The organism is Streptomyces sp. SID14478, from assembly GCF_010548525.1.
Taxonomy (GTDB): Bacteria; Actinomycetota; Actinomycetes; order Streptomycetales; family Streptomycetaceae; genus Streptomyces.
Map to the genome: position 1 here is coordinate 1 of NZ_JAAGMG010001486.1, position 11948 is coordinate 11948.

General features: G+C 66.9%; 6 protein-coding genes and 2 rRNA genes. 5 read left to right on the top strand and 3 right to left on the bottom strand.

Annotated elements, in window-relative coordinates:
* Both G3I40_RS46235 and G3I40_RS46240 read right to left on the bottom strand, forming a co-directional pair.
* Positions 1 to 1143: sigma-70 family RNA polymerase sigma factor (locus G3I40_RS46235; RefSeq protein WP_164560771.1), on the bottom strand; the 1143-nt coding region annotated here is incomplete at its 3' end.
* Positions 1144 to 1387: 244 nt separating this feature from the next.
* Entirely contained in the window at positions 1388 to 2152 is a 765-nt protein-coding gene (locus tag G3I40_RS46240) for a helix-turn-helix domain-containing protein (protein WP_164560772.1), read from the bottom strand.
* A gap of 364 nt (positions 2153 to 2516) precedes the next feature.
* Here G3I40_RS46240 and G3I40_RS46245 point away from each other — a divergent pair, with 364 nt between their 5' ends.
* Entirely contained in the window at positions 2517 to 3917 is a 1401-nt protein-coding gene (locus tag G3I40_RS46245) for an NAD(P)/FAD-dependent oxidoreductase (RefSeq protein ID WP_164560773.1), read from the top strand.
* 180 nt (positions 3918 to 4097) lie between these two features.
* Positions 4098 to 5756: a SpoIIE family protein phosphatase gene (locus G3I40_RS46250; RefSeq protein WP_164560774.1), complete on the top strand. Its 1659-nt coding sequence runs from the start codon at positions 4098 to 4100 to the stop codon at positions 5754 to 5756.
* 27 nt (positions 5757 to 5783) lie between these two features.
* Here G3I40_RS46250 and G3I40_RS46255 read toward each other — a convergent pair whose 3' ends face one another.
* Complete coding sequence (locus tag G3I40_RS46255) at positions 5784 to 7055, bottom strand: MFS transporter (RefSeq protein WP_164560776.1); 1272 nt, start codon at positions 7053 to 7055, stop codon at positions 5784 to 5786.
* Between the two features lie 119 nt (positions 7056 to 7174).
* On the opposite strand from G3I40_RS46255, the gene G3I40_RS46260 reads away from it, so the two are divergent.
* The 3 genes from G3I40_RS46260 to G3I40_RS46270 all read left to right on the top strand — a co-directional run.
* Positions 7175 to 7729 (top strand): MarR family transcriptional regulator, encoded by a 555-nt coding sequence (locus G3I40_RS46260; RefSeq protein ID WP_164560775.1) that lies wholly within the window; start codon positions 7175 to 7177, stop codon positions 7727 to 7729.
* Between the two features lie 680 nt (positions 7730 to 8409).
* Positions 8410 to 9935 (top strand): 16S ribosomal RNA (locus tag G3I40_RS46265).
* 315 nt (positions 9936 to 10250) lie between these two features.
* Positions 10251 to 11948 (top strand): 23S ribosomal RNA (locus G3I40_RS46270); the annotation flags it as partial.

The following is an 11948-nucleotide window of genomic DNA, read 5'->3' on the forward strand; positions in this document are numbered from 1 at the left end:
CGCACCGGCTCCGGCGCCCGCCGCACCGGCCGCGCCGCCGCCGATGAGCGCGACCACCTTCGCGTACCCGGCGGCTCCGAACCAGCCGATGACCGCGATCGGCACGACACCCGGGATACCGCTGGCGACTTCCTTGATCTGGCCCGCCGCGAGGCGGCACTTGGCGCACTCCTCCATGTGCTTGCGCAGCCCGCGCTCGGCCCGCGTGCGCAGGCTGCCGCGCGCGTAGGCGCCGAGCCGGTCCGCGTAGCGGGAGCACTCCTCGGACTCGGTGAGCGTCGTGGAGACGTGCGCCTGGAGGTAGGCCTCCTTCAGGCCTTCGCGCGCCCGCTTGGCCAGCACGCGCGTGCCGTTGGCGTCGAGCCCGAAGAGCGTGGCGACGTCGCTGGGCGACTCGTCCTCGACCTCGGTGTGCCACAGCACGGCCTGCCAGCGCTCGGGCAGCGAGCGGAACGCCTGCATGGCCATCGACTGCTCGGCCTCGTGCATGGCGCGGACGTCGGCGCCGAGGTCCAGGGTGTCGTCGTCGGAGACCTCGCTGGAGCGCGCGGCCTGCTGGGCGAAGACGGCGAAGTCATCGACTAGGTGTTCTCTTTTGGCCGACTTCGTCCAGCCCGCGGCGACACGGCGCACCGTGGTCAGCAGATAGGCGCGCACCGCGTGCTCGGGTCCGCTGCCGCCACGTACGGCACCCAGCATCCGGGCGAACACCTCGGCCGTCAGGTCGTCCGCCGTGTGCGCGTCCCGACAGCAGGTGCGGGCGTAGCGGCGCACGGCGCCCGCGTGCCGGCGGTACAGCTCTTCGTACGCGCTGTCGTCGCCCCCGCGCATCCGCGCGATCAAGTCGGCGTCGGCCACAGGCAGTTCGGAGCCGGAGAGGCCTGCGGGCCCAGGGGCCGTGGGGGAGTCCGAGGAGTCCCAGGCGCCCGGGAGCACGGAAGATCCCGGCGTCTCGCGCTGCGCGGGTACGGACACATCGGCGTCCGGCGTCGCGTCCGGTGTCGTGCCCGGGTTCGCCACCGTGGGTTCGCCACCGGGCGTCCTTCCGGGACCGCCCTGATTCGGCACCTGCTGAGGGGTGACGCCCTCGGCGCCCGACCCACCACCGTCGGGCTGTTGCTCGTCCCGCCCGTCAACGCTCATCGCGGAAAGCCCCCGACCGCACACTCTGACCCGACCACCGGGAAAGCGTGCCACACAGGAGCCACACAGGGCCGGTTCATGCACGGCAACCACTCATCCGTGGAGATTTCCCGTACCTGAGCACTACCTTTCACTCATCCGGGGAAGGCTCAACGGACTTTCTGCACACGCAAGTTGACCGCGAACGGCACATTTCGGCCGCTCGCGGTCAGGGTGCTGGCCCGCTCGCTCGGATCGCTGCCGGTCATACGGGCCGCGAGCGCAGCCCTTCGAGGAGGATGTCGAGCAGCCGGGTCGACGCCGCCGCCTGCTGCGCGGCGTCCGGCAGCGAGGGCGCCGCCGTCGCGATGACCAGCAGGACGTCCGACACGGTCACGTCGGGACGCAGCTCACCGGCCTCCCGTGCCCGGTCGACGAGCCGCCCCACGACCTCCAGCAGCGCCGCCGCTCCCGCGTCGTCCGCGGGCAGCGTCTCGTCGAGCAGGGCAGACCGCTGTTCCACGAGCCGCAGTTCGGGCGCTCCGCTGCGCTGCTCCGGAACGCGCGCCTCGTCGGGGACGAGCCCGGCCCGCTCCTCCACTCCCACCCGCAGGACCTGCGGCGGAAGCAGCCGGCCCGCGCCCGAGGCGACCGACGTCCGTAGGAAGCGCGAGAGCGCCGACCACGGCTCGTCCTCCTGGCCCAGGGCGGTGCGCGCCTGGTCGGTCAGCCGGGACGTCTCCTCCTCGGCTATCCGTCGCACCAGTACGTCCTTGCTGGGGAAGCGCCGGTACACCGTGCCCACACCGACACGGGCGCGGCGCGCCACGTCCTCCATGGGCGCCCCGTACCCCAGCTCGCCGAAGACCTCGCGGGCCGCGCGCAGAACGTGCTCAAGGTTGCGCTGTGCGTCCACCCGAAGCGGCGTCGAGCGTGAATTGTCGCCCGCCGACCGCCCGTTGGCGCCGCCCGAGACGCCCGCGGGCGCCACGGCAGACGCTGAGGTCCACTGAGTGTCCTGAATGTGCATATGTGTTCCCCCGGTTAATGACGTCTCCCCCCGGAGACACTCCCCGCCATTGTCAGCCGGAGCGTGAGGAACAGACAGCGATTTCCCGGGTCCGCCCTGCGGGCCCGCCAGTGCATCCCCCGACACCCCGACAGCACACGAACATAGTTGAGCGGGAGTCAATTCAGAAGGGGCAGGTTCCGCACGGAGCGCCCCCCGAACGGAGTACGCGATGATTCCGCCCCGATTGCCCCCCTGCCCTCTCCCCCCTGCCCACCCCCTGACCTGCGCACCTGCCGCCCACCCGGGCTGACCGTCCGACCAGTACGAGGCCCTTTGCTCCGTCACACAAATTGCCGGGGCTGTGGACAAACGCAAGTGCCCGATGCGTCATGGGAGGGTGAGGGAACCTGCGCGCATTCTCGTTGTCGGCGGCGGCTACGTCGGGATGTACACCGCCCTGCGCCTCCAGAAGAAGCTCAAGTCCGAGCTCCGGAGCGGCGCCGTGGAGATCGTTGTCATCACCCCCGACCCGTATATGACCTATCAACCGTTCCTGCCCGAGGCCGCCGCCGGTTCCATTTCCCCGCGCCATGTCGTCGTCTCGCTGCGCAGCGTCCTGGAGCACTGTCACGTGATCGTCGGCGAGGTCTTCTCCCTCGACCACGCCAAGCGCACGGCCACGTACACGACGCTCGCCGGCAAGGACGAGGGCACGGGGCCGGACACCCTCGCCTACGACGAGCTGGTCCTGGCCCCCGGTTCGATCTCCCGTACGCTCCCGGTCCCCGGCCTCGCCGAGTTCGGCATCGGCTTCAAGACGGTCGAGGAGGCCGTCGGCCTGCGCAACCACGTCATCGAGCAGCTGGACATCGCCTCCTCCACCCGCGACCCGGCGATCCGCGACGCGGCCCTGACCTTCGTCTTCGTGGGCGGCGGCTACGCGGGCGTCGAGGCACTCGGCGAGCTGGAGGACATGGCCCGGTACGCGGCGAAGTACTACCACAACGTCAAGCCCGAGGACCTGAAGTGGATCCTCGTCGAGGCCAGCGACCGCATCCTGCCCGAAGTCGGCCCGGAGATGGGCCAGTACACGATCCGTGAACTGCGCGGCCGGAACATCGACGTACGCCTGGAGACCCGCCTCGAATCCTGCGAGAACCGGGTGGCGGTGCTCTCCGACGGCTCCCGCTTCCCCACCCGCACCGTCGTGTGGACGGCCGGCGTCAAACCGAGTCCGCTGCTCGCCGCCACCGACCTGCCGCTGACCGACCGCGGCCGGCTCAGGTGCACCGCGGCCCTCGCCGTCGACGGCGCCCCGCACGCCTGGGGCGCGGGCGACGCGGCCGCTGTCCCCGACGTCACCGCCGCCGAACCGGGCAAGGAGTGCGCGCCCAACGCCCAGCACGCCGTGCGCCAGGCGAAGACGCTCGCCGACAACATCACGGCGTCCCTGCGCAACCAGCCCCTCACCGACTACGAGCACGCGTACGTGGGTTCCGTGGCCTCCCTCGGCCTCCACAAGGGCGTCGCGCATGTCTACGGACGCAAGCTGAAGGGCTACCCTGCCTGGTTCATGCACCGCGTCTATCACCTCAGCAGGGTGCCCACCGTCAACCGAAAGGCCCGCGTGCTGGCCGAATGGACGCTCTCCGGCCTGTTCAAGAGGGAGATCGTCTCGCTGGGGTCGCTGGAACAGCCGCGCGCCGAGTTCGAACTCGCGGCCGGGCCCGTCCCCCCTGAGGACCCTTCTCCGCCGCCCGCAGGACCGAAGGGGACGCCCTGACCGTTCCGTCGACACCCCGGCGGCGACCCGCCGCCCGGAGTTTCGACCACCGTTCGACCGGAGTGCGCAACTCCCGCTCCCGCACCGGCGTCTGACGTTTGTCAGTACGGTCGGCCAGACTGGTCCACGACCCTGGACGGGCCCCGCGCCCGCCCTCGACCCCACGAGGCTTGTCCCACAGTGAACTTCACGCGCTGGAGCGCCCGGCTCCCCGGAACGCAGCGCCGCGCCGCGGCGCGCGCCGAGATCGGCGTACCCCAGCGAGGCGAGAGCGCCGTGCCCGCGGCCCGCGCCGAGCACCTGCCCGAAGACGCCGACCATGGTGACGCCGACGTCGGGGGCGGCGGCGTCGACGAGCTGCCCGTCCGCGACGTCCTCGACCGCATCCCCGCCCTCGTCGCCCTGGTCCACGGCCCCGAGCACCGCATCGCGTACGTGAACGACGCGTACACCGCGGCCTTCGGGGAGCGCCCCGCCGGCGAACCGGCACGCGACGCCCTGCCCGAGCTCGACGAGCTGAGCCTGCTGCCCCTGCTCGACCAGGTGCTGCGCAGCGCCAAGCCCCGCACGGTCAAGTCCCGCAGGACCGCCGGCGGCCGCTCGTACACCGTGACGTGCACCCCGCTGGAGACGGCCGAGGGCCCCGGCGTACTGATCTTCGCCGCGGACGTCACGGACCACGCGGAGGCGGCCGAGCGCCTGCGCACGAGCGAACGCGAACAGCGCGAGACCGCCGTCACCCTGCAACGTTCCCTGCTCCCCCAGGAGTTGGAGGAACCCGACGACCTGCGCATCGCGGCCACCTACCAGCCCGGCGGCACCGAGGCCGCGGTCGGCGGCGACTGGTACGACGTCATCACCCTCGGCGGCGGCCGCACGGCCCTGGTCATCGGCGACGTGATGGGCCGCGGGGTGCGCGCCGCGGCCGTGATGGGCCAGCTGCGCACGGCCGTGCGCGCGTACGCCCGCCTGGACCTGCCGCCGCACGAGGTCCTGCAGCTCCTCGACGGCCTGGCCACCGAGATCGACCCGCAGCAGATCGCCACCTGCGTCTACGCGGTCCACGACCCGAACGAGGGCCGCCTCGTGTACGCGTCGGCGGGCCACCTCCCCATCCTCGTACGCGACGAGAACGGCACGATCCACCGCGCCGAGGAGCCGACGGGCCCGCCGCTTGGCACCGGCGGCTGGCTGCACACGTCCGGTGCGGTCCCGCTCGGCCCCGGATCCACCGCGGTCATGTACACCGACGGCCTGGTCGAGCGCAGGGACGAGGACATCGACGAGGGCGTGGCCTCCCTGGAGCACGCCCTGTCCGGCGCGACCGGCACGCCCCAGGTGATCTGCGACCGGCTGATCCGGGCGGCAGGCGTGACGGCGGACCACGACGACGACGTGGCGGTACTGGTGCTGCAGCACCCCGCGCGCAAGGGCCCCGACGGCGAGCGCTTCCGCAACGCCGCGCTCGAACTGCTCGGCGGGGTCGAGGCGGCCCCCCGCGCCCGCGCCTTCGCCTCCGGAGTCCTCACGAGCTGGCGCTTCGCCCCCGACCTGCACGACCTGGGCGTCCTGGCCGCCAGCGAACTCGTCGCCAACTCCCTCCAGCACGGCACTCCGCCGATGCGCCTGCGGCTGCGCCGCACGGACCGCCGCCTGATCATCGAGGTGACCGACGGCGACGACCACCTACCGCGCCGCCGCCGGGCGGAGCCGGGCGACGAGACGGGCCGGGGCATCGCCATCGTCGCCACGATCGCCTCGAACTGGGGCTCACGGCGCACACCGGGCGGCGGCAAAGCGGTCTGGTGCGAGTTCGTCCTGCCGGCCGGCCAGGGCTGACAGGACGGACACGGGACGCGACGGGTCCTACTGCGTGGCCGTGGCGGGCTCCGGCGAGCTCTGCATCACGACCCGGCTCCCGGCCAGCGACGGCTGGTTCTGCACCGGCGTGAGCTGCTTGCCCAGCCGCAGCGCCAGATACGTGATCCCCAGCGAGAACAGCAGGAAGGTCACGATGTACGGCCCGTGCAGCGCGGCGCCCATGGGCCCGCCGACGGCTGGACCGACGGCCAGCGCAAGCTGCTTGACCAGCGCGAACGCGGAGTTGTACGACCCGACCATCCCGGCCGGGGCGAGATCGGCGACCAGCGGCGCCACGGTCGGCGACAGCATCGCCTCACCCAGCCCGAAGAGCGCGTACGTGGAGACGAACGCGGCGGTGGCCATGGCCTGGCTGCCGTGCCCGAGCCCCGCGTACCCCGCGGCGATCCAGGCGACGGCCCAGATCAGCCCCACGGCGGCGATCACCCGCGACCGCTTGCGCCGCTCGACGAACTTCAGCACGGCGAACTGCGCGACGACGATCATCGCGGTGTTGGCGGCGAGCGCGATACCGAGCGTCGACGGCGATATCCCGGCGGCCTCCACTCCGTACGCACTCAGCCCCGACTCGAACTGTCCGTAGCAGGCGAAGAACAGCACGAAGCCCAGCACACACAGCTGCACCATGGCCCGGTGCCCGAGCAGCGCCCGCAGCCCACCGCCGGAATCACCCTTGGGACGGGCCTCGCCCAGCGACGGCGTGTGCGGCATCCGCACGCTCAGCACCACACCGGCGAGCACCAGGAACATCACGGCCTCGATGCCGAAGAGCAGCAGGAAGCTGTCCGGCCGGCTCTCGTCGACGAGCTGGCCGCCTATCAGGCCGCCGATGCCGAGTCCCAGGTTCTGCAGGAAGAACTGCGTGGCGAAGGAGCGCGTCCGCGTCTGCGGCGACGAGCACCACACGATCATCGTGGCGAGGGCGGGCTGCAGCACCGCGGTACCCGCGCCGAGCACGGCCGCGGCGCCGATGGCGGCCGGCTCCGTGCTCGCGAGCCCGAGGCTGATCGCACCCACGGAGGCCACGAGCGACGCCACCACCAGGACGGGCAGCGGCCCGCGACGGTCGATCGCGCGACCGGTGAAGGGCAGGACGATCAGGGCGGCCATGGCGAACGCGGCCAGCACGATGCCCGCCGCACCGGCACCAAGATCTCGGACCTCTGCCACGTACACATAGAGGAACGGAACCGTGAAGCCGATGCCGAACGCGCTCAGCGCGCTGCCCACCTGAATCCGGCGCATCGCCGCGCCCATCGCCCTGGTCACTTTCACCTGCCCTTTCGCAGTCAGTCGTTAGCTCTGAAGACTTCGAAGCTAAAGAATACACACGGAAGGACTTCAACGCCAACCACTTGCGTGCCATACTGCGCGTCATGGCCGACACCACCGGCGGGCCGCCAGCCGAGCCGACCCTCGACGAGCAGATCGCCGCGTACCAGCGGGAGTTCCAGGACCTCGACCCCCAGGTGGAGGCGATCGTCTCGGCACTCGGCAGGCTCAACCGCCGCATGAACGTGGCGTACGGGCGCCAGACCTCCGAGATCGGCATCAGCAACGCCGAGTGGGAGGTCCTCAAGGCACTCGTGCTGTCCGGCTCCCCGTACCGGATGGGCCCCGGCGACCTCGCCAAGCGCCTCGGTCTGACCCCCGCCGCCATGACCCATCGCATCGACCGCATGGTTCAGGAGGGCCTGGTCACCCGGGACCGCGACGAGAACAACCGGGTCCGCGTGATCGTCGAGCTGACGCCGCAGGGCCGGGAGAAGTGGCTGGAGGCCATGCGCCTCGCGTCCGTCTTCGAGGAGGAGCTCCTCCAGGACCTCACCTCGGTGGAGCGCGGAGTCCTCGGCGAGGTCCTGACCCGCCTGCTGCGCCGCGTCGAGCACGCGCAGCCGGACGCCGGCGGCCGCCTCAACGACCTCGACTGACGCGGTACCGACGGCATCTCGGGCGGGGGTTGACACCTCCCCACCCGATCCGTAAAGTTCTTCGGGTTGCCGCGGAGCCGTAACGGTTCTGCGACCGCACCTCCCGCCGCTGAAGCGGCATCCAAACCATCAGCACGATCTCCCTCGGGATTGATTTCGGCGTGCCCGAATTCAATTCGAAAAGGGTTGCGGCCGACCTGATCGCCTCGATTAGGAACCACCGCGAGGATCCGCTAAAGTTTGGGACGTCGGAACGGCCCAACAGCCGCAACGACAAACCCGGTTGACAGGGAATCAGGCCCGAAAGGATCTGATACAGTCAACACCGCCGGAAGGCCGAAAAGCCGGAAAGCGAATAAGCAAGACCAGCAAGACCCCGAGGAAATCGGATCGGAAAGATCTGATAGAGTCGGAAACGCAAGACCGAAGGGAAGCGCCCGGAGGAAAGCCCGAGAGGGTGAGTACAAAGGAAGCGTCCGTTCCTTGAGAACTCAACAGCGTGCCAAAAGTCAACGCCAGATTGACAACCCTGTCCCGGCCTTCTCGGTCGGAACACGGTTCCTTTGAAAAAGTCCTTCCACTTGACTGTGGGAGGCGCACAGCGAGGACGCTGTGAACCGGGGGGATTATTCCTCTTCCTGGTTCCGCTCTCGTGGTGTCACCCCGATCACGGGGAAACATTCACGGAGAGTTTGATCCTGGCTCAGGACGAACGCTGGCGGCGTGCTTAACACATGCAAGTCGAACGATGAAGCCCTTCGGGGTGGATTAGTGGCGAACGGGTGAGTAACACGTGGGCAATCTGCCCTTCACTCTGGGACAAGCCCTGGAAACGGGGTCTAATACCGGATAACACTCCCGCACTCCTGTGCGGGGGTTAAAAGCTCCGGCGGTGAAGGATGAGCCCGCGGCCTATCAGCTTGTTGGTGAGGTAATGGCTCACCAAGGCGACGACGGGTAGCCGGCCTGAGAGGGCGACCGGCCACACTGGGACTGAGACACGGCCCAGACTCCTACGGGAGGCAGCAGTGGGGAATATTGCACAATGGGCGAAAGCCTGATGCAGCGACGCCGCGTGAGGGATGACGGCCTTCGGGTTGTAAACCTCTTTCAGCAGGGAAGAAGCGAAAGTGACGGTACCTGCAGAAGAAGCGCCGGCTAACTACGTGCCAGCAGCCGCGGTAATACGTAGGGCGCAAGCGTTGTCCGGAATTATTGGGCGTAAAGAGCTCGTAGGCGGCTTGTCACGTCGGTTGTGAAAGCCCGGGGCTTAACCCCGGGTCTGCAGTCGATACGGGCAGGCTAGAGTGTGGTAGGGGAGATCGGAATTCCTGGTGTAGCGGTGAAATGCGCAGATATCAGGAGGAACACCGGTGGCGAAGGCGGATCTCTGGGCCATTACTGACGCTGAGGAGCGAAAGCGTGGGGAGCGAACAGGATTAGATACCCTGGTAGTCCACGCCGTAAACGGTGGGAACTAGGTGTTGGCGACATTCCACGTCGTCGGTGCCGCAGCTAACGCATTAAGTTCCCCGCCTGGGGAGTACGGCCGCAAGGCTAAAACTCAAAGGAATTGACGGGGGCCCGCACAAGCAGCGGAGCATGTGGCTTAATTCGACGCAACGCGAAGAACCTTACCAAGGCTTGACATACACCGGAAACGTCCAGAGATGGGCGCCCCCTTGTGGTCGGTGTACAGGTGGTGCATGGCTGTCGTCAGCTCGTGTCGTGAGATGTTGGGTTAAGTCCCGCAACGAGCGCAACCCTTGTTCTGTGTTGCCAGCATGCCCTTCGGGGTGATGGGGACTCACAGGAGACCGCCGGGGTCAACTCGGAGGAAGGTGGGGACGACGTCAAGTCATCATGCCCCTTATGTCTTGGGCTGCACACGTGCTACAATGGCCGATACAATGAGCTGCGATACCGCAAGGTGGAGCGAATCTCAAAAAGTCGGTCTCAGTTCGGATTGGGGTCTGCAACTCGACCCCATGAAGTTGGAGTTGCTAGTAATCGCAGATCAGCATTGCTGCGGTGAATACGTTCCCGGGCCTTGTACACACCGCCCGTCACGTCACGAAAGTCGGTAACACCCGAAGCCGGTGGCCCAACCCCTTGTGGGAGGGAGCTGTCGAAGGTGGGACTGGCGATTGGGACGAAGTCGTAACAAGGTAGCCGTACCGGAAGGTGCGGCTGGATCACCTCCTTTCTAAGGAGCATTTCTTACCGGCTTCGGCCGGTCAGAGGCCAGTTCATCAGCGAACGTCTGATGCTGGTTGCTCATGGGTGGAACGTTGACTATTCGGCCTGGTTCACGGGTCGGAGGCTGTAAGTACTGCTCCTTGTGAGCGTGGAAAGCATGATCTCCGGACGGGACTGGGTCGGGCACGCTGTTGGGTGTCTGAAGGTACGGCCGTAGTGGTCGCCTTCAGTGCCGGCCCCAGTGCACTCGGACCGTAAGTGGTTCGGGGTGATGGGTGGTTGGTCGTTGTTTGAGAACTGCACAGTGGACGCGAGCATCTGTGGCCAAGTTTTTAAGGGCGCACGGTGGATGCCTTGGCACCAGGAACCGATGAAGGACGTGGGAGGCCACGATAGTCCCCGGGGAGTCGTCAACCAGGCTTTGATCCGGGGGTTTCCGAATGGGGAAACCCGGCAGTCGTCATGGGCTGTCACCCGCTGCTGAACACATAGGCAGTGTGGAGGGAACGCGGGGAAGTGAAACATCTCAGTACCCGCAGGAAGAGAAAACAACCGTGATTCCGGGAGTAGTGGCGAGCGAAACTGGATGAGGCCAAACCGTATACGTGTGAGACCCGGCAGGGGTTGCGTATGCGGGGTTGTGGGATCTCTTTTTCATAGTCTGCCGGCTGTGAGACGAGTCAGAAACCGTTGATGTAGGCGAAGGACATGCGAAAGGTCCGGCGTAGAGGGTAAGACCCCCGTAGTCGAAACATCAGCGGCTCGTTTAAGAGACACCCAAGTAGCACGGGGCCCGAGAAATCCCGTGTGAATCTGGCGGGACCACCCGTTAAGCCTAAATATTCCCTGGTGACCGATAGCGGATAGTACCGTGAGGGAATGGTGAAAAGTACCGCGGGAGCGGAGTGAAATAGTACCTGAAACCGTGTGCCTACAAGCCGTGGGAGCGTCGCTGTATGTGCTTGCACATACAGTCGTGACTGCGTGCCTTTTGAAGAATGAGCCTGCGAGTTTGCGGTGTGTTGCGAGGTTAACCCGTGTGGGGAAGCCGTAGCGAAAGCGAGTCCGAATAGGGCGGTTTAGTAGCGCGCTCAAGACCCGAAGCGGAGTGATCTAGCCATGGGCAGGTTGAAGCGGAGGTAAGACTTCGTGGAGGACCGAACCCACCAGGGTTGAAAACCTGGGGGATGACCTGTGGTTAGGGGTGAAAGGCCAATCAAACTCCGTGATAGCTGGTTCTCCCCGAAATGCATTTAGGTGCAGCGTCGTGTGTTTCTTGCCGGAGGTAGAGCACTGGATAGGCGATGGGCCCTACCGGGTTACTGACCTTAGCCAAACTCCGAATGCCGGTAAGTGAGAGCACGGCAGTGAGACTGTGGGGGATAAGCTCCATGGTCGAGAGGGAAACAGCCCAGAGCATCGACTAAGGCCCCTAAGCGTACGCTAAGTGGGAAAGGATGTGGAGTCGCACAGACAACCAGGAGGTTGGCTTAGAAGCAGCCACCCTTGAAAGAGTGCGTAATAGCTCACTGGTCTAGTGATTCCGCGCCGACAATGTAGCGGGGCTCAAGCGTACCGCCGAAGTCGTGTCATTGCAGTAATACGCCCAACGGCGGCTGTGATGGGTAGGGGAGCGTCGTGTGCCGGGTGAAGCAGCCGCGGAAGCGAGTTGTGGACGGTTCACGAGTGAGAATGCAGGCATGAGTAGCGATACACACGTGAGAAACGTGTGCGCCGATTGACTAAGGGTTCCTGGGTCAAGCTGATCTGCCCAGGGTAAGTCGGGACCTAAGGCGAGGCCGACAGGCGTAGTCGATGGATAACCGGTTGATATTCCGGTACCCGCTGTGAAGCGTCAAACATCGAATCCAGTGATGCTAAGGCCGTGAAGCCGTTCCGGACCCTTCGGGGAATGGAAAGTGGTGGAGCCGCCGGTCCAATCTGGTAGTAGGTGAGTGATGGGGTGACGCAGGAAGGTAGTCCAGCCCGGGCGGTGGTTGTCCCGGGGTAAGGGTGTAGG

Excerpts from the sequence above, each read along its gene's own strand:
- G3I40_RS46245 (WP_164560773.1), top strand. The coding sequence starts at position 2,517 with ATGCGTCATGGGAGGGTGAGGGAACCTGCGCGCATTCTCGTTGTCGGC.
- G3I40_RS46255 (WP_164560776.1), bottom strand. The coding sequence starts at position 7,055 with ATGGGCGCGGCGATGCGCCGGATTCAGGTGGGCAGCGCGCTGAGCGCG.
- G3I40_RS46260 (WP_164560775.1), top strand. The coding sequence starts at position 7,175 with ATGGCCGACACCACCGGCGGGCCGCCAGCCGAGCCGACCCTCGACGAG.
- G3I40_RS46240 (WP_164560772.1), bottom strand. The coding sequence starts at position 2,152 with ATGCACATTCAGGACACTCAGTGGACCTCAGCGTCTGCCGTGGCGCCC.